The organism is Rhodococcus sp. AZ1 (assembly GCF_054979605.1).
On sequence record NZ_JBUEQF010000004.1, the window covers coordinates 283,521 to 306,447 of the forward strand.

The following is a 22,927-nucleotide window of genomic DNA, read 5'->3' on the forward strand; positions in this document are numbered from 1 at the left end:
GACCCGGTAATATTCGGTGGCAACGAAGGGTGTGAGGTGAAGGATCTCGTCGATACCACGGAGATGTATCTCCGCACGATCTACGACTTGGAAGAGGAGGGCGTCGTCCCCCTCCGGGCGCGCATTGCCGAACGGCTCGACCAGAGCGGTCCCACGGTGAGCCAGACGGTGGCTCGCATGGAGCGCGACGGCCTGCTGCTGGTGGCCGGCGACCGGCATCTGCAGTTGACCGAGAAGGGGCGAGCACTGGCTGTCGCCGTCATGCGCAAACACCGTCTCGCGGAACGACTCCTGGTGGACGTGATCGGGCTCGAGTGGGAGAACGTGCACGCCGAGGCGTGCCGCTGGGAGCACGTGATGAGCGAGGAGGTCGAACGCCGTCTGGTCGAGGTTCTCGACGACCCCACCACCTCGCCCTACGGCAACCCGATACCCGGCCTGGACCAGCTCGGCATGAGTGCGCCGACGCCGAAGGTCGAGGATCTTGTGCGGCTGATCGACATCCCTAACGGCACACCGACGGCAGTCGTGATCCGCCGACTCTCCGAGCACGTTCAGTCCGACCCGGACGTGATCGCGCGGTTGCGCGAGGTCGGCGTGGTGCCCGACGCGCGAGTGACCGTCAGCACCAGGCCCGGCACTGTCACCATCAGTGTCACCGGACACGATGACGTGGAGTTGTCGGAGGAGATGGGCCATGCCGTTCAGGTCAAGCGGATCTGACCCTGCGGACCCCTGGGATATCGAGGCGGAGCTATGAAGCTCGTAGTGACCGGCGGAGCCGGATGAAGCTCGTAGTGACCGGCGGGGCCGGGTACGTCGGCAGCGTGTGCACGGCGGTGCTGGTGGAGCAGGGCCACGAGGTGGTGGTGGTCGACGACCTCACCACCGGTAATCGCGATGGTGTGCCCGATGGGGTGCGATTCGTCGAAGGGGCGGTGGCCGACGTGATCGCCGACGTGCTCGCCGAGGGCGGGTACGAGGGCGTCCTGCACTTCGCAGCGCAGTCCCTGGTCGGCGAATCGGTGGCGGAACCGGAGAAGTACTGGCGCGGGAACCTCGGATCTGCGCTCGAACTCCTCGACGCCATCGTCGCCAACAAGATCCCACGGCTGGTGTTCTCCTCGACCGCCGCCACATACGGCGAGCCCGAACGCACTCCCATCACCGAGGACATGCCCACGGCCCCCACCAACCCGTACGGGGCGACCAAGCTGGCCATCGACCACGCGATCACCGGCTACAGCACTGCTCACGGTTTCGGTGCGACCAGCCTGCGCTACTTCAACGTCGCGGGCGCCTACGCCGGGTTCGGCGAGAACCGGGTCGTGGAGACGCATCTGATCCCCCTCGTGCTCCAGGTGGCCCTGGGTCAGCGACCGTCGATCTCGATCTTCGGCACCGACTGGCCCACACCCGACGGAACCGCCGTCCGCGACTACATTCATGTCCGCGACCTTGCTGATGCGCACCTGCTCGCACTGGATTCGACCGTCCCGGCGACACATCGGATCTTCAATCTCGGTAGTGGACAGGGGTTCTCGGTGCGAGAGGTGATCGAAGCCTGTCGGCGGGTCACGGGTCGATCCATCGCGGCGGTCGAGGCGCTTCGTCGGGCCGGTGACCCGGCCGTCCTGGTGGCCTCGAGCGAACGAGCGATCGCCGAGCTGGGGTGGACCCCGTCCCGAACGGACCTCGACGGGATCGTCGCGGACGCCTGGCAGTTCCTGGTGTCGCTGGGCGAGAGATCGCACTCGGCGACCTGACTCATCGCAGCCGCCGGGGAATCGGTGGCGGCACCGCGAGCCCGAGAAGTCGTGCGGACTCGCACGAGGCCAGGGCGATCCTCTCGGCGTCCTCGGGTCGAAGACCGAACTGCAGTGCGTCGTCGAGCAGCAGCGCGAGGGAGTAGCCGGGAGAGGCCGCCAGGGCCGTCTCGACCGCGATGCTCGCGAAGGCACCCTGCCCGCGAACGTAGGCACTGAACGCCAACAGCACTGCTGGTGCCGCTCGCAGCGGCACCGGGGTCACCCGGGTGAGATCGAGCATCAAAGCCTCGACATCGCGTGCGTGCTCCCCCACGGCGAAGGCGAACATCAGATCACGGACGGTCGTGCGCTGCAGTGCCACTGCCGCCCGCGCGAGGTCGGTGACGCTGTAGGGCTCCACCGCTACCCCGCTGTTCGACGTCAGCGAGATGGAGACCAGAAGACGCACGCAGTCTGCGTCGTCGAGGTCGTTCATCTCGGCGGCGACGGTGTCGATCGCGGACGACACCGCCTCGCGGACGGTCGGATCGGCCGGGGCGATCTCGGACGCGAGGTCGGATCGTCGGGCCCGGATGGGGGCGCCACCGAGCACGGTGGCCAGCGCCAGGCGCGAGGATCGCGGATCAGGGAGAAGCCCGACGCGTCGATCCCCGAGGAAGCTCGCCCAGGGCTGATCGGCCTCGATTCGTCCGACCAGATGTGCGGACGCCAGCGATCCTCCTGTGGTGGCCAAGCGCACCTGCAGGTACTCGACGATCGCGGCGTGTGCCCGCATCGCGTCGTCGGGGGGCAGATCATCGGTCAGGAATTCGGTGCTGCCGGCAGCCATCGCATGCAGGTCGGCGATCACGGTCGGGTCGTCGTCGACGAGTACGGCGATGACGGTGCGCAGGCCCTCACGCCGGCACACGTTCGCGATCCGATCGATGGCCTCGACCATCACGGGGTGCACAACGGCGCGGTGGTGGGCGTACCCGTAGATGTCCTCACCGTAGAAGTCGTAGTGGTAGTCGCAGAGGTACTCGTCGCACTCGTCGCAGTCGTCGAGCACGTACGGGTCGATCCCCCGATCGGAGCCGCCGGTCCCGCTCGGCAGAACGAGGTCCTGCCGGGCGGTCATCGCCACGGTGGGTGGTGTGGAGTCGGTGAGAGCGATCAGGACGAGCGAGGCCTCCGGGGTGAACCCGAGGAGAGCGGGAAGTGCGGCGATCAGGTCGTCGGGCTCGGTGATGGTGAGGTCGACCGGCTCGGCGGCCCAACCCTGTGCGTGTGTGGTCATGGTGCTCACTGTGCGGGGAGCACCTGACGCCTCGGGGGTGTCGGCGGGTGTGCGGGGCCCACCCGGGGACAGGAACGAGGGGTGTGGACAACTCGGCGCCGAGACGCACGGATCAGCGTGCGGCGCCGACCTTCTGAACTGCCTCGGTGAAGAGTTGATCGAGGGCGACGGTGTCCGGATCGGTCCCGCTGTAGGTCATGAACGTCGCAGTGATGCGAACATCGGCGATCTGTGCGACCAGCGCCAGCGCCGACTGGGTCACCGCACCTCCGCCGGAAGAGACCGTCCGACGAATTGCCGCGGTGTCGTCGGCATCGATGGGCGGGGGTGGCACCACCGCTGTGGTGACCGTGGCCGTGGCACCGTCGGAGGTCGCGGTGACGGACGGGCAGCGCTCCCATGTCGACTTCTGTTCGGACAACGGCGTGCGGACACGCGCAAGCTCCACCGAGATCGTCGTGCGGGCCTCGTTGTCGGAGCCGACCACAACCTTGACGTCGTCCGGATCGGTCGAGCGCACCGGCGGCACACACGACGGTGGATCGACCTCCGCCCCCACGGCGATGCCGTCGAGATCCTCGGTGGCGGCCGATGCCGCGGGAGGCGGGAGGTCCACCCCGACGTAGGGGCTCGGGAAGTCCGTGGGCCGCAGCGAGAGGTCGGCGAGGGCGGTCGAGATCGTCGAGGTGACCGTCGCGTCGGTCGGGGTGGGTGCTCCGGTGACCGTCTCCGCACACCCGGCCGAGGCCATGAGGCCCGCGGCGGCCAACACGACGGCGACGGCACGAACGGGACGACCTGCCGATCTCGTCCCAATACTCACATCTGCAACAGTGGTCACAGGCTTCACTGTGCCATGCCGAGGTCAGGAACCCCGCGCAATCCATTCCTCGAGATGCGGCGATTCGCCGCCGATACTCGTGCTGTCCCCGTGACCGGTCCGAACACGAGTCTCACCGGGCAGTGTGAACAGCCGGTCCCGAATGGAGCCGATGATCGTCGGGAAGTCCGAATAGGACCGGCCCGTGGCGCCGGGGCCGCCGGAGAACAGGGTGTCCCCGCTGAACAACTCGCCCGCCTCCGGCAGGTACAGACACGTCGATCCCGGCGAGTGGCCGGGTGTGTGCAGGGCCAGGATGTCCGTACCCGCGACGGCGATCCGCCCACCGTCGACGAGTTCCCCGTGCGCAACGCCCGGGTGCGTCTGCTGCCACAGCACGTCGTCTGCCGGGTTGAGCAGAAGCGGCGCGTCGAGGGCGGCGGCCAGTTGGGGCGCGACGGTGATGTGGTCGTTGTGACCGTGCGTGCACACGATGGCCCGGACCGCGCGCCCGCCGACACCGTCGATGATCGGCGCGCTGGAGTGCGCTGCATCGACGACGACGACCTCGTCGTCGTCGCCGATCAACCAGATGTTGTTCTCGACCTCCCAGCTCCCGCCGTCGAGTTCGAAGGTGCCCGAGGTGACCACACGGTCGATGCGCAGCGCCCCGCTCACATCACCACCACCGATCGCAACACCGTCCCGGCGTGCATCGTCTCGAATGCCGCCTCGACGTCACCGAGGCCGACCCGCTCGCTGACGAACCGGTCGAGTGGCAACCGGCCCTGCCGGTAGAGGTCAACCAGCATCGGGAAGTCTCGTTCGGGCAGGCAGTCGCCGTACCACGACGACTTCAGCGCTCCGCCGTGGCTGAAGAAGTCGATGAGGGGCATCTCGAGGGTCATGTCCGGGGTGGGCACGCCCACCAGGACCACCGTCCCCGCGAGGTCGCGGGCATGGAATGCCTGCACGTAGGTCTCGGGCCGACCGACCGCGTCGATCACCACGTCGGCCCCGTTGCCATCGGTGAGTTCCCGGATCGCCTCGACCACGTCGCCCGCGGTGGCGTCGACGGTGTGGGTGGCGCCCAGACCGGTGGCCATCTCGAGCTTCCTCGGATCGCGATCGACCGCGATGACCGTGCCGGCTCCGGCGAGGACCGCGCCGGCCACCGCTGCGTTGCCCACACCCCCACAGCCGATCACGGCGACCGAATCACCTCGACCGACACCGCCGGTGTTCATCGCCGCGCCGAGCCCTGCCATCACGCCACACCCGAGGAGACCGACGACAGCGGGATCGGACGCCGGGTCGACCTTGGTGCACTGCCCCTCGTGCACGAGGGTCTTGTCGGCGAATGCTCCGATGCCCAGCGCGGGGGTGAGCACTGTGCCGTCCTCGAGGGTCATCGGCACCGATGCGTTGAACGTATCGAAGCAGTACCACGGGCGGCCGCGTTTGCAGGCACGACAGCGACCGCACACCGCACGCCAGTTCAGCACCACGAAGTCCCCGACCTCGACATGGGTGACCGCCTCGCCGACACTCTCGACCACACCCGATGCCTCGTGCCCGAGTAGGAACGGGAACTCGTCGTTGATGCCACCCTCGCGGTAGTGCAGGTCGGTGTGGCACACCCCGCATGCGCTGATGGCGACGACGACGTCGTGAGGTCCGGGGTCGGGTACGACGATCGTGGTGGTCTCGACCGGAGCGCCCTTGGTCCTGGCGATCACTCCGCGAACATGCTGTGCCATATCGGTTCCTCCCGAATGTGTGCCCACGCCGCCGGGGCCGTGGGCCCAGCCTAGCCATGGCCGGATGCGAATCCCTCTATGTTCGGCCGGTACGGTTCCGGGAATCCCGCGGCGGGTTCGCACGTTGTGAGCAGTAGCGAATCGACGCGAGGATAAGCGCGAGGAGAAGGGAGTCGGAATGGACGAGAAGTCGAGAATGTATGAGTTGGAGTTCCCCGCTCCGTCCGTCTCGCAACCGGACGGATCCGGGCCGGTGTTGGTTCACGGCCTGGAGGGTTTCTCCGACGCCGGGCACGCGATCAAGCTCGCCACGGCGCACCTGACCGAGAACCTCGACACCGAACTCGTTGCGTCGTTCGATGTCGACGATCTCCTCGACTACCGCTCTCGGCGACCGATCATGACGTTCAAGTCCGATCACTTCGCGTCGTACGAGGAACCGACACTGAACCTGTACGCGGTTCGCGACAGCGTCGGCACGCCGTTTCTCCTCCTCGCCGGCCTCGAGCCCGATCTGAAGTGGGAGAAGTTCACCACCGCGGTTCGTCTGCTGGCCGAGCAGTTGGGTGTGCGCCGCACCATCGGGCTCAACTCCATCCCGATGGCGGTTCCACACACGCGTCCGCTGTCACTGACCGCCCACGCCTCCGATACGTCGCTGATCGAGGGCAACACTCGATGGCCGGGTGAGCTGGCGGTGCCGGGCAGCGCATCGGCGCTGCTCGAGTTCCGCATGGCACAGCACGGGCACGAGTCGATGGGTTTCACCGTGCACGTCCCGCACTACCTGGCGCAGACCTCGTACCCGCCCGCTGCGATGACGCTGCTCGAGAACGTGGCGGAATCAGCCGGTCTGCAGCTTCCGATGGCGGCGCTGACGGAGTCGTCGGCACGGGTGCGCGAGCAGATCGATGCCCAGGTCGAGAGCAACCCCGAGGTGCAGGCCGTGGTCGAAGCGCTCGAGCGTCAGTACGACACCTTCGTCACCGCTCAGGAGCAACAGTCCACGCTGCTCGCCGCCGAGGGCACGTTGCCCAGCGGTGAGGAACTGGGCGCCGAGTTCGAGCGATTCCTGGCAGAGCAGAGCGGTTTCGGCGACGGCGACGCGCCCTCGTCCGACCCCGATCGCCCCCGCGGCGGACTGTGACTGGAAATCCAGCCGTAACACGAACGATCCGCGCGCAGTAGGACGCCGGTTTATTCTCGGGGCAACCCACGGAGCAGGAGTGTGGGGCAACCCACAGAGCAGGAGTGTTCCGAGATGGCCCAGTGTGTACGGACGTTCCGGTACCGCGAGCGGCCCGGGCGAGGGTGTCGATGATCGGCACCATCGCGATGACGCGGCGGCGCACACTGCGCCCGGTTCCCGACGAGATCTCGCGACTGGAGTTCCGAACCATCCACGGCTACCGCCGGGCCTTCCGTATCGCCGGGGACGGGCCGGCGCTGTTGCTGATCCACGGGATCGGTGACAACTCGAGCACGTGGAGCGAGGTCATCCCCCATCTCGCGCGCAAACACACCGTCATCGCGCCGGACCTGCTGGGCCACGGCAAATCCGACAAACCACGCGCCGACTACTCGGTGCCGGCGTACGCCAACGGGATGCGCGATCTGCTGAGCGTCCTGGACATCCCCAAGGTCACCGTGGTCGGACACTCGCTCGGCGGTGGGGTGGCGATGCAGTTCGCGTACCAGTTCCCGCACATGGTCGATCGCTTGGTGCTCGTTGCCGCCGGTGGCGTGACCAAGGAGGTTCACCCCGTCCTGCGCCTGATGTCGGTGCCCGTGGTCAACGAGGCGATGCGACTGCTTCGGCTTCCCGGTGGGGCGACGGCAATGCGCGCGGTCGGTTCGCTGCTGGGGACCATCGACACCACCCGCGCCGGAGTGGGCGATCTGCTGCACGACACGCCCGATCTGATCCGAGTTCTCGGCGATCTCCTCGATCCGACCGCGTACGAGGCGTATCTGCGGACCCTGCGTGCCGTCGTGGACTGGCGGGGCCAGGTGGTCACCATGCTCGACCGGTGTTACATGACGGAAAACCTTCCCGTGCAACTGATCTGGGGAGACCGGGACGTGGTGATCCCCACCGCCCACGCACACCTGGCCCACGCGGCGATGCCGTCGTCGCGTCTCGAGATCTTCGAGGGCGCCGGACACTTCCCGTTCCGCGACGACCCCCTGCGGTTCCTGAGCGTGGTCGAGGACTTCCTCGCCACCACCACTGCCCTGAACTACGACGAGGCCACCTGGCGCGATCTGCTGATCGCCGGCGTCGGGGAACACGCGATCTCCGGTCCGGCATCGACGCGGCGCGCAGTTCTCGACGCGATGGGATCCGACGAACGGTCGGCCACCTAACCTGGTACCCGTGCTCCTCACCTCGCTGATCCCGTCGGTAGCGGACGGCGACGGTTCCCCCTCGGCCGACGCGCTCTACGACGCGTTCTGCGAGTGGGTGCACGATCGCGGCCTCGAGCTCTACCCCGCGCAGGACGAGGCGGTGATCGAGCTGGTCACCGGCAACAACGTCATTCTCGCCACACCGACCGGGTCGGGAAAGTCACTCGTGGCGATCGGCGCGCACTTCACCGCGCTCGCGCGTGGGATCCGCTCGTTCTACACCGCGCCGATCAAAGCGTTGGTCAGCGAGAAGTTCTTTGCGCTGTGCGAGATCTTCGGGGCGGAGAACGTGGGCATGGTCACCGGCGACGCCGCGGTCAACGCGCAGGCGCCGATCATCTGCGCCACCGCGGAGATCGTGGCCAACATGGCTTTGCGTGAAGGTCCGGACTCGTCGATCGGCCAGGTGATCATGGACGAGTTCCACTACTACTCCGAGCCCGACCGAGGGTGGGCCTGGCAGGTGCCGCTGCTGGAACTGCCGCGCGCTCAGTTCCTGCTGATGTCGGCGACCCTCGGCGACGTGAGCTTCTTCCGCGACGATCTCACCCGTCGGACAGGTCGGATCACCACGGTGGTCGAGGGATCGGAGCGTCCGGTGCCGCTGATGTTCTCGTACCGTCTGACCCCCGTGGTCGAGACCATCGAGGAGTTGGTCGCGACCCACCTCGCCCCGGTGTACGTGGTCCACTTCACCCAGGCCGCAGCTCTCGAGCGCGCGCAGGCCCTCACCAGCATCACCGTCGCATCCAAGGAGACCAAGGCCGCCATCGCCGATGCGATCGGCGGCTTCCGGTTCACCACGGGGTTCGGCAGAACGCTCTCACGCCTGGTCCGGCACGGAATCGGCGTTCATCATGCCGGCATGCTGCCCCGATATCGACGACTGGTGGAGAAGCTCGCGCAGGATGGTCTGCTGACGGTGATCTGCGGAACGGACACCCTCGGTGTCGGCATCAACGTTCCCATTCGTACCGTGCTGTTGACCGGACTGACCAAGTACGACGGAGTCCGCACCCGCCAACTTCGCGCTCGTGAGTTCCATCAGATCGCCGGACGGGCCGGGCGAGCCGGTTTCGACACACTCGGCACGGTCATGGTGCAGGCGCCCGAGCACGAGGTCGAAAATGCCCGCCTGGTTGCTCGCGCCGGCGACGATCCCAAGAAACTCAAGCGCATTCAACGAAAGAAGGCTCCCGACGGATTCGTCTCCTGGGGCAAGCCGAGTTTCGACAAGCTCGTCGCCGCCGACCCCGAACCCCTCGTATCCCGATTCTCGGTCACCAACTCGATGCTGCTGAACGTGATCGCCCGTCCCGGAAGCTGTTTCGAGGCGATGCGCCACCTGCTCGAGGACAACCACGAGACGCGTCCGGCGCAGCGTCGGCACATCCTGGCTGCCGTGCGGCTCTACCGCGGCCTCCGCGACGCCGGGATCGTCGAGCAGCTCGACCAGCCCGACCAGCAGGGGCGGACCGCTCGACTCACCGTGGATCTGCAGCGAGACTTCGCACTCAATCAGCCCCTCTCCCCCTTCGCCCTCGCCGCGTTCGAACTGCTCGATCGTCAATCCCCCGCGTACGCACTCGATGTCGTCTCCGTCATCGAGTCCACACTCGACGATCCGCGCCAGATTCTCCTGGCGCAGCAACACGCTGCACGCGGTGAGGCCGTCGCCCTGATGAAGGCCGACGGCATCGAGTACGAGGAGCGCATGGCGCTGCTCGAGGAGATCACCTGGCCCAAGCCACTTGCCGAGCTCCTGGTGCCTGCGTTCGAGATCTACCGCGCGGGCCACCCGTGGTTGTCGGAGTTCGGACTGTCGCCGAAATCGGTTGTGCGCGAGATGATCGAGACGTCGCTGACCTTCACGGAACTGATCTCGCAGTACGGTCTCTCGCGTTCGGAAGGGTCGGTTCTGCGCTACCTGGCCGAGGCGTACCGCGCTCTGCGGCAGACGGTTCCACCCGAAGCGCGCACCGAGGAGGTTGTCGATCTCACCGAGTGGCTCGGTGAGACGGTCCGCCAGGTCGACTCGAGCCTGCTCGACGAGTGGGAGAGCCTCACCGATCCACAGGCCGGCGACGCGGGTGTGGCGAGCGTTGCCGCCTACGGATCGGACGCGCCGAAGCCGATCTCGGCCAACCCCCGCGCCTTCCGAGTGATGGTGCGCACTGCGCTGTTCCGACGACTGGAACTGGCGTCGCGGCGTCGATGGGACGAGCTCGATTCCCTCGGTGACGATCTCGACTGGGAGAACGAACTCGCCCCCTACTTCGACGAGTACGGCGAGATCGGCATGACGGCCGCTGCGCGCGGTCCGCACCTGTTCTCGTTCGTGCAGTCCCCCGACGAGACCACCGCGCGACAGGTGATCGACGATCCGGACGGCGACCACGGGTGGTCGCTCGACGCCACCGTCGACGTCGCCGAGTCGGACGAGGTCGGTGAGGTCGTGTTCGACGAGATCACCATCACCGCGGGCTAGGAGGGGTCGATCACGGCTCCGGAGGACGTCGACCCGCAGCAGACTCTCGCGCACAGACTCGGCTTCAGCGAAACGGTGTTCGTGGACGTGGGCGGGATGGCGTCCACGCCAGCCTCTTCAGGAGCGCCGGGCGGCGAGTTCGCCCAGTCGCGCGATCGCCAAGGCGATCAGCACGAATCCGCCGAGCAGAACCACCAAGCCGACGGCGAGGGAGCCGTACCCCTGCGTACGCGGGTCGAGGAACGGATACGGGTACCAGTCGACCACGGGCCCACGTAGGAGTGTGTACACGCCATATGCCACCGGGAACCACAGCCAGGTCAGCGCCGTGGAGCTCGAGATCCGGTGGCGCACCGGCGAGAGCACCCAGTCGAGCACCATCACCACCGGCACGACACGGTGCAGGACGTTGTTGGTCCACGGATCACGAATGTCGACGTCGATGTTCGCCAGGAGCACGGCGTAGACGATCCCGGTGATCACCATGTACACCGTGACCGATCCTCGTAACGACTCCCAACGCGGCGAGCGCGGGTCCACTGCCCCACCCACGGCCAGGACGATCGCCGCGAGAACATTGCTCAGGATTGTGAAGTAGCTGAAGAAGTTCGCCGTGGTGAAGCCGGGTACGTCGCCGCTGGTGGCCGGAATGTAGATCACGGCGGCAACCCCCAGTGCAGCGAACACCAGGCGGAGGCCACGGATCAGCAGGGGCGTGTGCCGAACAGCGGGCTCGGTGATGGGCATGAGTCACAGTGACATGTCACAGTCCCCGGCGTGCCGGATTCGTCGTTGCCACGGGCCGATCCAATCGGTAGACGACATGTCGCGGGTCGTCGATCGGGTTGTCCGGCTCGATATCGACCTCGCCCACGCGCGCGAATCCTGCGCGCGCGAGGCTGCGCCACGACCGCGTGTTCGCCGCGACGACAGCAACGAGGATGCATGGACACGTCGGATAGCTCGCCCAGGTGTCGTCGGCAATCGTCGCGATCATCCGCGGACCGAATCCCCGTCCGCGGTACTCGGGCGGCCCGATCAGGTAGTCGAGCGCGACGGCGCCCTCGGGCACCGCCGCGAGTTTGCTGAAGTCGGCGAGATTCTCCGGGTAGTCGGCGATCTGCGAGCGCTGGACGAGGCCGATCGGCACGGCGTCGAGCATCACCAGGAGATCCTCGCCGGGCTCCTCGCCACGGACCGACGGCCCGAAGTCCCGTGCGAGCGACTCGGCGTCGTACTCGTGGTGCCACCAGCGGGCGACCTCCGGGTCGGCGAGCCACTCGGCCAGCAGCGGCAGATCGTTCTCGCTCAGCGCACGCCACGTCATCGCCGCGTCGCACCCGCCGCTCGGGCCCCTAAACTTGGGACCACTCATGTCCACGTCCTCCCGTTCCCGCCGCTCGCGGCCCGCCGATGGCCCGCGCCCGGCCGGTCGTCCGCGGCGGCCCGCCGATCTCGAAACCAGCCTGGCCGACGTCACCCTCCACGACGCCCATCGGCTCGGCCGCGCCTACGACCGCGCCCGCGACGACCAGGCTCGTTCTCGCGTGCTCGCCGACATCGATGCTGCCCGCGCACGTCTGAGCGCCCGACGCGCCGCCGTTCCCGAGACCACGTACCCGCCGACGCTCCCGGTCACCGCGCGTCGCGAGGACATAGCCGCGGCGATCGAGGCACACCAGGTGGTCATCGTCGCCGGGGAGACCGGATCGGGCAAGACCACCCAGATTCCGAAGATCTGCCTCGACCTCGGACGCGGGGTACGCGGCGTCATCGGCCACACGCAGCCGCGGCGACTGGCGGCACGCACCGTCGCCGAGCGCATCGCCGAGGAACTGGGTCAGCCGCTGGGCCGAAGTGTGGGTTACAAGGTCCGGTTCACGGACACCTCGTCGGACGACACGCTGATCAAGCTGATGACCGACGGGATTCTGCTCGCGGAGATCCAGCGCGATCGGTTCCTGCGTCGCTACGACACCCTGATCATCGACGAGGCTCACGAGCGCAGCCTGAACATCGACTTCATCCTCGGCTACCTTGCCCAACTCCTCCCGATGCGCCCCGACCTCAAGGTCGTCGTCACCTCGGCGACCATCGATCCCGAGCGGTTCGCCGCGCATTTCGCCGTCGACGGTGTGCCTGCCCCGATCGTCGAGGTCTCGGGCCGGACGTTCCCCGTGGAGGTGCGGTACCGACCGCTGTCCGTCGAGGTCGGTGACGAGATCGTCGACCGCGACCCGGTCGAGGCAACCTGCGAGGCTGTCGAGGAGTTGCTGGCCGAGCCCGATGGCGATGTCCTGGTGTTCCTCTCCGGCGAGCGCGAGATCCGCGATACCGCCGACGCCCTGCGGGAGCGCCGACTCCGCAACACCGAGATCCTCCCCCTCTATGCGCGCCTGTCCGCCGCCGAGCAGCATCGCGTGTTCACCGCCCACACCGGCCGACGGGTCGTGCTCTCGACCAACGTCGCCGAGACCTCGCTCACCGTGCCCGGGATCCGCTACGTGGTCGATCCGGGCACCGCCCGAATCTCGCGGTACTCGGTGCGTACCAAGGTGCAGCGGCTGCCCATCGAACCGATCTCGCAGGCCTCGGCGCGCCAGCGCTCGGGGCGGTGTGGACGCGTCGCGGACGGCATCTGCATCAGGCTGTACTCGGAGGAGGACTTTCAGGCCCGCCCGCTGTTCACCGAACCGGAGATCCTGCGCACCAATCTCGCCTCGGTGATCCTGCAGATGACCGCCCTCGGACTGGGCCGCATCGAGAACTTTCCTTTCGTCGAACCTCCCGATCCTCGCGCGATCAAGGACGGTACTGCCCTGCTCGACGAGCTCGGCGCGCTCGATCACACACCCCGCACCCCCGGCCGCGGCCACGCTCGGAAGGACGGGGACGGCCCGCGGCTGACCCCGCTCGGTCGGGAGTTGGCCGGCCTGCCGGTCGATCCCCGGATGGCACGAATGCTGTTCGAGGCCAACAAAACCGGCTGCCTGGCGCAGGTGTTGGTGATCGTCTCGGCGCTGTCGATCCAGGATGTGCGTGAACGACCTGCCGAACATCAGCAGGCAGCCGACGCCAAGCACGCACGGTTCACGGTCGAGGGATCGGACTTCCTCGCCTACCTCCGGCTGTGGGACTACCTGCGCGAACAACGACACGCCCTGTCCTCCAACCAGTTCCGGCGTCTGTGCAAAGCAGAGTTCCTGCACTACCTGCGAATTCGGGAGTGGCAGGACCTGCACGGCCAGCTCCGCCAGATCGCCCGTGGCCTGGGCTGGTCGGTACCCGAGGGCCCACCCGAACCCGCCGACGCCACGCCGGACCACGACCTGCCTGCCATTCATCGCGCGCTCCTGGCAGGACTGCTCTCGCACATCGGCGTTCGCGACGCCGACAGCGGGATCGGGCGCACCGACAAGGAACCCGGACGGAACCAATCCCGCGGTGGCGAGGGTCGCCGGGGCAGCAGGTCCCGAGAGTTCCAGGGGGCGCGCGGGAGCACCTTCGCGGTGTTTCCAGGATCGAGCCTGTCCGCCAAACCGCCTCGCTGGATCATGGCCGCGGAGATGGTGGAGACCTCCCGACTCTGGGCGCGCATCGGCGGGCGAATCGAACCGGAGTGGGCGGAGGCGCTCGCTGGACACCTGGTGAAGAAGACCTATTCCGAGCCGCACTGGTCCACCAAGCGTGAGGCGACCATGGCGTACGAACGGGTGACGCTCTACGGAATCCCGCTCGTGACCGCCCGGCAGGTGAACTACGCCGCGATCGATCCCGTCGTCTCCCGCGAACTGTTCATCCGCCACGCCCTCGTCCAGGGCGAATGGCGAACGCACCACGCGTTCTTCGGCCGGAACCAACAGATGCGGGAGGACGTCGAGGAACTCGAGAACAGAGCGCGCCGCCGCGACATCGTGGTCGACGACGACACCCTGTTCGACTTCTACGACGCCCGCGTCCCCGAATCGGTGGTGTCCGCGCGCCACTTCGACCGGTGGTGGAAGTCGGTACGACGCAGTGATCCCGAACTGCTGGACTTCCAGCGGGCGACGGTGGTCAACACAGATGCCGCGGCGGTTCTCGGCGGCGACTATCCCGACGCCTGGCGCCAAGGGGACATGCGTCTGGCATTGACCTATCAGTTCGAACCGGGCGACGAGGACGACGGCGTGAGCGTTCGGATCCCCGTCGCGCTGCTCCCGGGCGTCCGCGATGTCGGCTTCGACTGGCTGGTGCCCGGGATGCGCCAGGAACTCGCGGCGGCCATGATCAAGACCCTGCCCAAGCACCTACGCCGTCTGGTGGTTCCCGCACCGGACTTCGCCGCGGCAGCCCTGGCGGCGCTGCGGCCACGCGTGGAGCCCTTCACCATCGCGCTGGCGCGCGAGCTCACTCGGCTCAGTGGATCCACCATAGAGCCGGGAGATTTCGACCCCGACGCGCTGCCACGCCATCTGAAGCTCACATTCGTCGCGGTCGACGACCAGGGTGCGGTTCTGGGGCGCTCGGTGTCGCTGAGCGATCTGCGTGATCGACTGGGTTCGGTGGCCACCGCAGCGGTGGCAGGCGCGGTGGCCGGAACCGAGCGACCCGCCACCACCGTGTGGACCAGTGACAGCATCGGAACCCTTCCGCCCACGGTCACCACAACGGTCGGTCGGCAGACCGTGACGGGATATCCGGCCCTGGTTCCCGAAGCGGGCGGCGTGGCAGTCCGAGTACTCGCGACACCCGCGGAGCAGTCGGCCTCCATGCGCGCGGGAACGCGCCGCCTCCTCGCGGAGGCCGCACCCGTCTCGACCAAGGCGGTGCTGGGTTCGCGCTCGAACTCTCAGCGGCTGGCCGTGGGCCAGAATCCCCACGGGAGCCTCGATGCGCTCGTCGCCGACTGCCATGCTTTGGCTCTCGACGAGATCATCACCGCCGCAGGCGGTCCGGTATCGACGCCGCAGGATTTCCAGGCCCTGGCGAGCACCGCACGCGCTCAGGTTCCGAGCCGCACCGCAGCCCTGCTCGCCCTGGTGGAACCTGTACTGGCCGAAGCGACACGTGTTCGGTCAGCGCTCGACGAGTGCGCCGGCGAGGCGGCCGACGACGTTCGCGAGCAGCTCGATTCGCTGGTGTTCGACGGATTCGTCTTCGACAGCGGAGCGGACGCCCTGCAACAGATTCCGCGGTACCTGCGCGGTGCCGTCGACCGACTGGCGGCACTGCCGGGTAGCGCCGACCGCGACAGGGCCGGTATGGCCGTCCTCGACCGGGTGTACGCCGACTACGACGCCCTGATTCGCGCCCTACCCCCGGCTCGAACCGGAGCACCGGACGTGCGAGCTGTGTTCTGGATGATCGAAGAACTTCGGGTGAGCCTGTTCGCTCAGAAACTCGGTACGGCCTATCCGGTGTCGGAGAAACGCGTCCGGAAGGCTATCGCCGATCTGCGTTGACCCGATGCGATCGAAGATCGTCGATCTCGTTCTCGAAATCGGCGATGCTGCTGAACGACCGGTACACCGACGCGAAACGAAGATAAGCCACCTCGTCGAGATCCCTCAGAGGCCCCAGGATCGCCAACCCCACCTCGTTGCTGGGTACCTCCGCCGATCCAGAGGCGCGGACCGTGTCCTCCACCTGTTGCGCCAGCAGCACCAGAGCATCGTTGTCCACGTCGCGACCCTGGCACGCCCGACGGACGCCCTTGATCACCTTCTCCCGACTGAACGGCTCGGTGACTCCACTGCGCTTGACCACCGAGAGCACTGCCGTCTCCACCGTGGTGAAACGCCGGGAACAGTTCGGGCACGAGCGACGCCGCCGAATGGCCTGCCCCTCGTCCGCCTCCCGGGAATCGACGACACGCGAGTCCGGATGACGACAGAACGGGCAATGCATGAGACCCCACTTCTCGTACCGGACGGCGGCGCCGGAGCGCATCCCGACAGTACCCGGTGGGGTGTGGGTGACACAGTCAGCGCACACCGTCGACCACGGAGATCGGTGCCGTCGGTGCCGGCTGATCCGCAGCCCGCAGGTTCGCCAGGGCAACGAGACCGAGCGAGAGCGCGGCCGTCACCAGCGCGATCCCGCACAGCTTGCCGAACCCGATCTCGCGGCGCTCGGCGTGGGACGAGCGGGGTGTCGGCGCAACACGTCCGTAATCGAACGGTGCGACGTCGGGCCGGGTGCCCCCGCGCCGAGCCGGCCTACGGGCCAGGTGCCGGCCGTCGGTGTCGAACGAGCCGGCGGTGTCGAACGAGCCGGCGGTGTCGAACGAGCCGTGGTAGCTGTCCCGACCGACGGTCTGGAGAACTGAAGTCCGTGCCATCGCAATCACTCCCTGGTCGCTGGGTCCGGCCCCTGGCCGGAACATCGATCACGCGTTCGAAGGAACGCATGTTCGATTTGTAGCACGCCCCACCGACAAAGTTCTCGAGAACACGCGACACGCTTCGAACAGATGTTTGATCGAACTGGTGTTTCCGTCTAAGTTCGTGTCAGACGGCACACCGAGCGCCACCGATCATCAGGTCCAACGACATGCCAGGAGGTCTTACGAGATGAAGGACGACAGCTCGTCCACTGCGAGGGGAAGCGGGTCCAAGGCTCCCGCGGCCGCCGCACCCGTCACCCTCACCACGCCACCCGCCGACGACGCCACCGCCGGTCTGACCACCCGGCAGCGGAAAGTACTCGAGGTCATCCACGCGTCCGTCCGGGAGCGGGGCTACCCGCCGAGCATCCGAGAGATCGGCGACGCGGTGGGATTGACGTCGACGTCCTCGGTCGCCCACCAGCTGCGCACTCTCGAGAAGAAGGGGTTCCTGCGCCGCGACGCCAACCGACCGCGAGCGGTCGACGTCCGGGGCCTCGACGACCCGGCGCTGGAGAACGCCGACGCCGAGTCCGATGCCGCGGGCGCGCTGCCCACACCGACATTCGTACCCGTTCTCGGTCGCATCGCCGCCGGCGGGCCGATCCTTGCCGAGCAGGCTGTCGAAGATGTCTTCCCTCTCCCCCGCGAGCTGGTGGGATCCGGCTCGCTGTTCCTGCTCAAGGTCGTCGGTGAGTCGATGATCGACGCCGCGATCTGCGACGGCGACTGGGTGGTGGTGCGGCAGCAGAGCGTGGCCAACAACGGCGACATCGTCGCCGCGATGATCGACGGCGAAGCCACGGTGAAGACGTTCAAGAAGAGCAAGGGCGAGGTGTGGCTGATGCCGCACAACCCCCTCTTCGATCCGATCCCCGGGAACAACGCGGCGATCCTCGGCAAGGTTGTCACCGTCATCCGCAAGATCTGACACGAGGTCGGAGAAAAGCGCAACGCCGGTCGCCCCTCAGGGGTGACCGGCGTTGCGCTGTTGCTGATGCGGGTCAGAGGTTGAGGCCGCGCCCGATGATCTCCTTCATGATCTCGGTGGTGCCGCCGTAGATCGTCTGGATTCGCGAGTCCATGAACGCCTTCGCGATCGGGTACTCCTTCATGTAGCCGTAGCCGCCGTGCAGCTGCAGGCACCGGTCGATCAGGCGCACCTGAAGCTCCGAGGTCCACCACTTGGCCATCGCGGCTTCCTGCACGGTCAGCTTGTTCTCGTTGAGCAGCTCGATGTACTTGTCGACCATGATGCGCACCGCGGTGGTCTCGGTGGCGAGCTCGGCCAGCACGAACCGGGTGTTCTGGAAGTGGCCGATCGGCTTGCCGAACGCCTTGCGGTCGCGGCAGTACTGGATGGTCTGCTCGAGAACGGTCTCCATGGCTGTCGCCGCGACGACGGCGATCGACAGACGCTCCTGAGGCAGGTTCTGCATGAGGTAGATGAACCCCATGCCCTCCTGGCCGATCAGGTTTGCGGCGGGGACGCGGACGTCGGTGAAGCTGAGCTCGGCGGTGTCCTGTGCCTTCATGCCGATCTTGTCGAGGTTGCGTCCGCGCTCGAAGCCCGGCATCCCGCGCTCGACACCGAAGAGCGAGAAGCCCTGCGCGCCCTTCTCCGGATCGGTGCAGGCCACGACCACCACGAGGTCGGCGTTGATGCCGTTGGTGATGAACGTCTTGGAGCCGTTGAGCACCCAGTCGTCGCCGTCCTTGACCGCGCGGGTCTTGATGCCCTGCAGGTCACTGCCGGTTCCGGGCTCGGTCATCGCGATGGCGGTGATGATCTCACCGGAGCAGAAGCCCGGCAGCCACCGTGCCTTCTGCTCGTCGTTGAGCAGCTCGGTCAGGTAGGGAGCAACCACGTCGTTCTGCAACGTGAAACCGAGGCCGCTGTAGCCGGCCCTGGTGTTCTCCTCGGTGACGATGCAGTTGTAGCGGAAGTCCTTGATCCCGCCGCCGCCGTACTGCTCGTCGACGTCCATGGCCAGAAAGCCCTGCTTACCCGCTTCGACCCACACACCGCGGTCGACGATGTTCTGCTCTTCCCACTGCGCGTGGAACGGTGCCACGTGCTGGTCGAGGAACTTCTTGTAGGACTCCCGGAACAGGTCGTGCTCGGGTTCGAAGATCGTGCGTTCCATCGGTTCTCCCTGGATGTGTTGTCACGGTTGTCGCAGGTCGCGTAAGTCGAAACCTGTGTGCGGCCACGACGAATGAACTCGTGGTACCAGCGTAGAAGACGAACCCCTGGTTCGGGCGTGACCGCGACGAGCACAATTCGTGACCGATCAACCCCGCGCGGCCCCGTCGAGCACGTCCCGGGCGGCGCGGCGAGCGTCCTCGGGTCCCGAAGTCGCCGAGACCGCCTCTGCCGCGCGACGACATGCGTCGAGTGTGACCGATCCCAGAGCGGCACCGACACCGGCGACGGCAGCGGAGGCGGCCGAGAGGGACGTGACGCCGAAACCCACGAGCACGCAGGCCAGGAGCGGGTCGGCCGCGGCCTCACCACAGACACCCACCGGCTTACCCACCCGTGCGCCGGCTTCGGCAGCGCGCGCCACCAGCGCGAGCACTGCGGGCTGCCAGGGGTCGGTCAGGCCGGCAAGGTCTGCGGACATGCGATCGGCCGCCATCGTGTACTGAGTGAGGTCGTTGGTCCCGATCGACAGGAAGTCGACGTGCTCGAGAATCCGGTCGGCCTGCAGCGCCGCGGCAGGGACCTCGATCATCACGCCGGGCTCGAGTCCGCGAGCGCGGACGTCCGCCGCGAACTCCCTGGCCTCGGCAGCCGTTGCGATCATCGGCGCCATGACCTTGGGTGCGGTGCCGGTGGCGCGGGCCGCGTCGGCAACAGCGTCGAGCTGGCGCAGCAGGATGCCACGATCGCGGTGCGCGATGCGGATGCCACGTACACCGAGTGCCGGGTTTGCCTCATCGGCGTGGTGGGCGAACCGCAGCGGCTTGTCCGACCCCGCATCGAGGGTGCGGATGATCACTTTCCGACCGGCGAATGCCTCGAGGACCTGCCCGTAGATCTCGCTCTGTTCGGCCACGGTCGGTTCGACGTCGCGGTCGAGAAAACTCAACTCGGTGCGGAAGAGCCCGACGCCGGCGGCCTCCGTGGTGGCGGCCGCACGCGCTCCCGCCCCGTCCTGGACGTTCGCCAGAATGTCGACCGGATGCCCGTCGGCAGTTCGGCCGGGACCTCGCCACTGCGCCACCAGTTCGGCGGCCGTGCGCGATCGGGCGACCGCGGCATCTGCGCGGTCGCGATCGGGCTCGATCTCGATGTCCCCGGTAGCGCCGTCGAGCAGGACCCGAGTGCCCACGGCAACGTCGTCGAGGCCCGCGACGGCGACCACACACGCGATACCGAGTTGGCGAGCGATGATCGCCGTATGGCTGGTCGGACCGCCCAGAGTGGTGGCCAGGCCCACGACCAGCGCCGGATCCAATCCGGCCGTATCGGCCGGTGCCAGGTCGTCCGCGAGGAGGATCGACGGTGAGGTGGGAACGGGCACACCGGGTTCGGGTAGTCCGAGCACCTCGGCCAGAACCCGATCACGAATATCGAACAGGTCGGTGACCCGCTCGGCCATACGGCCCCCGAGCTTGGTCAACATCGCCGCCATGGACTCGATGGCGGAGACCGCGGCGGACGTGGCGGGCACACCCGCCCGCACCTTCTTGGTGGCCGGCGCGAGCCACCCCCGATCGGTCGCCATCGATGCGTTCGCGGCCAACACCTCCGACGCCGAACCGGTGGCCAGAGCGGCCCGCTGCTCGAGACTTCTCGCGACAGCGGCGGCCGCGGCGGCGAGTCGGTCCGCCTCCTCCTCGCGCTCGTCGTCGGGCACCGTCCGCGTGTCGGTGGGCGGAGTGGGTCGCGATGCCGGGCGAATCACCGGTCCGTAGGCGACCCCGGGGACCACCGGCGTCCCGCGAAGAACCGCGGTGCCTCCCGGCTCCTGCGCTCCGGCGGACCCCGCGTCGGCAACCGTGACCGACCCCGTCATCGCTCTCCTCCACCGCTGCACGTCATCGCTCTCCTCCATCGCTGCGCGTCATTGCATTCCTCCTGCACCGATCGGCGCACTCGCATCGCCGAGTCACATCATGACCACCCGGCGAATATGTGATGTAGATTACGCCAAACCCTTGACATGTCAACAGACACGGGCGTAAAACAACACGAACCAACAATCCGATAGGCGAGCACTCAGAGGGGGTCACGATGTACGCCCAGGAACGCCAGCAAGCGATCGCGTCCCTCATCTCCCAGCGTGGCCGTGTCTCGGTCGCCGACCTGGCCGAGAACTTCGCGGTCACCACCGAGACGGTTCGCCGCGACCTGGCTGTGCTCGATCGGATCGGACTGGTCACACGCGTGCACGGCGGGGCAGTCCCGGCCACCACGTTGACCTCGATCGAACCGGGGATCACCGAGCGCGAGAGCACACGTGCCGACCAGAAGGACCGCATCGCCGCCAAGGCGCTGGCGCACCTTCCCGCCGCGGGCGGCAGTGCTCTGCTCGATGCCGGCACCACGACCGGTCGGCTGGCCGCGCTGCTACCGGTCGACCGTGACATGGACGTGATGACCAACTCGGTTCCGATCGGTGCGCGACTGGCCGGGATGTCCGCAATTCGACTGCATCTGCTCGGCGGGCGCGTGCGCGGACTCACGCGCGCCGCTGTCGGTGAAGACGCCCTACGAGTCCTCGACCGCACCCGCGTGGACGTCGCCTTCATGGGGACCAATGCCCTCAGCCGCGGCCACGGCCTGTCCACCCCCGACCCCGACGAGGCTGCCGTCAAGCGCGCGATGGTGGCCGCAGCGGATCGCGTGGTCGTACTGGCCGACTCCGCCAAGATCGGGCGCGAATTCATGGTCTCCTTCGCCACCGTCGACCAGATCCACGTGGTCATCACCGACGACGGCATAGCGGACACGGAGATCACCGAGCTACGTGAACACGGAATCGAGGTCGTCGTCGCATGATCGTCACTCTCACAGCGAATCCGAGCATGGATCGCACTGTCGCGCTCGAGTCCGCACTGACACGGGGCGCCGTCCACCGCGCGGTCAGCACCACCATCGAGGCAGGGGGCAAGGGCGTCAACGTCGCGCGGGTGCTCACAGCCGCGCGCGTGGAGTGCGCCGCGGTGCTGCCGGCCATGCATTCGGACCCGATCCTGTCGGCCCTGAGCTCCATCGGCGTCGCGCACCACAGCGTGCCCGTCACCGGGCATACACGCACCAATCTCACACTCAACGAACCGGACGGCACCACGACCAAGATCAACGAGCCCGGCATGCTGACCACGCCCGAGACCGCGACGGCCCTGATGGACGTGATCGTCGGCCTGGGTTCGGCAGCGCAGTGGGTCGTTCTCTCCGGCTCGCTTCCGCCCGGCATCGCACCCGGGTGGTACGGCGAGATCGTGCGGGCGCTGCGCCCACTGCCGTGCCGGGTGGCCGTCGACACCTCGGACCTACCGCTGACCGAACTGGCGGCGGGCTTCCCCGACACCGCACCCGACCTGATGAAGCCCAACGCCGAGGAACTGGCCTGGCTCACCGGGCAGGACGGCGATGAGCTCGAACGATCTGCTGCCGCAGGCGATCCGGGACCGACAGCGGTCGCCGCGTCGCTGCTCGTCGGGCGCGGTGCGGGCGCCGTGTTGGCCACGCTCGGCGCGGCCGGTGCCGTACTGGTCACGGCGGCGGGTGCGTGGGTGGCGACGCCGCCGCGGATCACTCCGCGCAGCACGGTCGGGGCGGGCGACTCGTCCCTGGCCGGTTACCTGCTCGGTGATCTCGCCGGGGACGACGAGCCCGCACGCCTGGCCCGAGCTGTCGCGTACGGCACTGCCGCGACCGCCCTGCCCGGCACAGCCCTGCCCACCCCGTCCGACGTGACGGTCGACGCGGTGACCGTCAGAGCACTGGACTCGCCTCGACCGGTCGCCACCGGCTGACCGCGCACGTCACCGATCCCCCGACCACCTGGCCCCAAGACCAC

At 67.7% G+C, this 22,927-nt stretch carries 19 protein-coding genes; 9 read left to right on the plus strand and 10 right to left on the minus strand.

Annotated elements, in window-relative coordinates:
• Positions 1 to 36: 36 nt before the first annotated feature.
• Positions 37 to 723 (plus strand): metal-dependent transcriptional regulator, encoded by a 687-nt coding sequence (locus ACY48E_RS07395; protein ID WP_462871476.1) that lies wholly within the window; start codon positions 37 to 39, stop codon positions 721 to 723.
• Positions 724 to 785: 62 nt separating this feature from the next.
• On the plus strand, positions 786 to 1,766 hold the full coding sequence (galE, locus tag ACY48E_RS07400; protein ID WP_462871477.1) for a UDP-glucose 4-epimerase GalE: 981 nt from the start codon (positions 786 to 788) through the stop codon (positions 1,764 to 1,766).
• Between the two features lies 1 nt (position 1,767).
• Here galE and ACY48E_RS07405 read toward each other — a convergent pair whose 3' ends face one another.
• From ACY48E_RS07405 to ACY48E_RS07420, 4 genes are all read right to left on the minus strand, one after another.
• Complete coding sequence (locus tag ACY48E_RS07405) at positions 1,768 to 3,048, minus strand: DUF4192 domain-containing protein (protein ID WP_462871478.1); 1,281 nt, start codon at positions 3,046 to 3,048, stop codon at positions 1,768 to 1,770.
• 112 nt (positions 3,049 to 3,160) lie between these two features.
• Positions 3,161 to 3,889 (minus strand): sensor domain-containing protein, encoded by a 729-nt coding sequence (locus ACY48E_RS07410; protein WP_462871479.1) that lies wholly within the window; start codon positions 3,887 to 3,889, stop codon positions 3,161 to 3,163.
• A 24-nt stretch (positions 3,890 to 3,913) separates the two neighbouring features.
• The gene (locus ACY48E_RS07415) at positions 3,914 to 4,546 is read right to left on the minus strand and encodes an MBL fold metallo-hydrolase (RefSeq protein WP_462871480.1); all 633 of its coding nucleotides are present in this window, start codon (positions 4,544 to 4,546) and stop codon (positions 3,914 to 3,916) included.
• The gene (locus tag ACY48E_RS07420; protein WP_462871481.1) at positions 4,543 to 5,628 is read right to left on the minus strand and encodes an S-(hydroxymethyl)mycothiol dehydrogenase; all 1,086 of its coding nucleotides are present in this window, start codon (positions 5,626 to 5,628) and stop codon (positions 4,543 to 4,545) included. The genes ACY48E_RS07415 and ACY48E_RS07420 overlap by 4 nt, the downstream gene beginning before the upstream one ends.
• A gap of 178 nt (positions 5,629 to 5,806) precedes the next feature.
• On the opposite strand from ACY48E_RS07420, the gene ACY48E_RS07425 reads away from it, so the two are divergent.
• The 3 genes from ACY48E_RS07425 to ACY48E_RS07435 all read left to right on the plus strand — a co-directional run bounded on the left by ACY48E_RS07425 (position 5,807) and on the right by ACY48E_RS07435 (position 10,525).
• Positions 5,807 to 6,775 carry a proteasome assembly chaperone family protein gene (locus ACY48E_RS07425; RefSeq protein ID WP_462871482.1) on the plus strand — a complete coding sequence of 323 codons (969 nt, stop codon included), beginning with the start codon at positions 5,807 to 5,809 and terminating at the stop codon, positions 6,773 to 6,775.
• A gap of 170 nt (positions 6,776 to 6,945) precedes the next feature.
• Entirely contained in the window at positions 6,946 to 7,995 is a 1,050-nt protein-coding gene (locus tag ACY48E_RS07430) for an alpha/beta fold hydrolase (RefSeq protein ID WP_462871483.1), read from the plus strand.
• Positions 7,996 to 8,005: 10 nt separating this feature from the next.
• On the plus strand, positions 8,006 to 10,525 hold the full coding sequence (locus tag ACY48E_RS07435; protein ID WP_462871484.1) for a DEAD/DEAH box helicase: 2,520 nt from the start codon (positions 8,006 to 8,008) through the stop codon (positions 10,523 to 10,525).
• 117 nt (positions 10,526 to 10,642) lie between these two features.
• Here ACY48E_RS07435 and ACY48E_RS07440 read toward each other — a convergent pair whose 3' ends face one another.
• Entirely contained in the window at positions 10,643 to 11,272 is a 630-nt protein-coding gene (locus tag ACY48E_RS07440) for a Pr6Pr family membrane protein (RefSeq protein WP_462871485.1), read from the minus strand.
• 16 nt (positions 11,273 to 11,288) lie between these two features.
• Positions 11,289 to 11,900, minus strand: coding sequence for a GNAT family N-acetyltransferase (locus ACY48E_RS07445; RefSeq protein WP_462871486.1), 612 nt, complete (start codon positions 11,898 to 11,900; stop codon positions 11,289 to 11,291).
• On the opposite strand from ACY48E_RS07445, the gene hrpA reads away from it, so the two are divergent.
• The gene (gene hrpA / locus ACY48E_RS07450; RefSeq protein WP_462871487.1) at positions 11,899 to 15,969 is read left to right on the plus strand and encodes an ATP-dependent RNA helicase HrpA; all 4,071 of its coding nucleotides are present in this window, start codon (positions 11,899 to 11,901) and stop codon (positions 15,967 to 15,969) included. The two genes, ACY48E_RS07445 and hrpA, sit on opposite strands and share 2 nt — an antisense overlap.
• On the opposite strand, the gene nrdR is transcribed toward hrpA, so the two are convergent.
• Complete coding sequence (gene nrdR / locus ACY48E_RS07455; protein ID WP_462871547.1) at positions 15,950 to 16,414, minus strand: transcriptional regulator NrdR; 465 nt, start codon at positions 16,412 to 16,414, stop codon at positions 15,950 to 15,952. The two genes, hrpA and nrdR, sit on opposite strands and share 20 nt — an antisense overlap.
• 76 nt (positions 16,415 to 16,490) lie before the next feature.
• Entirely contained in the window at positions 16,491 to 16,847 is a 357-nt protein-coding gene (locus tag ACY48E_RS07460; RefSeq protein ID WP_462871488.1) for a hypothetical protein, read from the minus strand.
• A 232-nt stretch (positions 16,848 to 17,079) separates the two neighbouring features.
• Here ACY48E_RS07460 and lexA point away from each other — a divergent pair, with 232 nt between their 5' ends.
• Entirely contained in the window at positions 17,080 to 17,823 is a 744-nt protein-coding gene (gene lexA, locus ACY48E_RS07465) for a transcriptional repressor LexA (protein WP_462871489.1), read from the plus strand.
• Between the two features lie 73 nt (positions 17,824 to 17,896).
• Here lexA and ACY48E_RS07470 read toward each other — a convergent pair whose 3' ends face one another.
• Positions 17,897 to 19,039, minus strand: a complete 1,143-nt coding sequence (locus ACY48E_RS07470) for an acyl-CoA dehydrogenase family protein (RefSeq protein WP_462871490.1) — start codon at positions 19,037 to 19,039, stop codon at positions 17,897 to 17,899.
• A gap of 147 nt (positions 19,040 to 19,186) precedes the next feature.
• Positions 19,187 to 20,917 carry a putative PEP-binding protein gene (locus tag ACY48E_RS07475; RefSeq protein ID WP_462871491.1) on the minus strand — a complete coding sequence of 577 codons (1,731 nt, stop codon included), beginning with the start codon at positions 20,915 to 20,917 and terminating at the stop codon, positions 19,187 to 19,189.
• Between the two features lie 218 nt (positions 20,918 to 21,135).
• Here ACY48E_RS07475 and ACY48E_RS07480 point away from each other — a divergent pair, with 218 nt between their 5' ends.
• Together ACY48E_RS07480 and ACY48E_RS07485 are read left to right on the plus strand one after the other, a co-directional pair.
• Entirely contained in the window at positions 21,136 to 21,903 is a 768-nt protein-coding gene (locus ACY48E_RS07480; RefSeq protein ID WP_462871492.1) for a DeoR/GlpR family DNA-binding transcription regulator, read from the plus strand.
• Positions 21,900 to 22,883, plus strand: a complete 984-nt coding sequence (locus ACY48E_RS07485) for a 1-phosphofructokinase family hexose kinase (RefSeq protein WP_462871493.1) — start codon at positions 21,900 to 21,902, stop codon at positions 22,881 to 22,883. Before ACY48E_RS07480 ends, ACY48E_RS07485 begins: the two co-directional genes overlap by 4 nt.
• Positions 22,884 to 22,927: the final 44 nt, after the last annotated feature.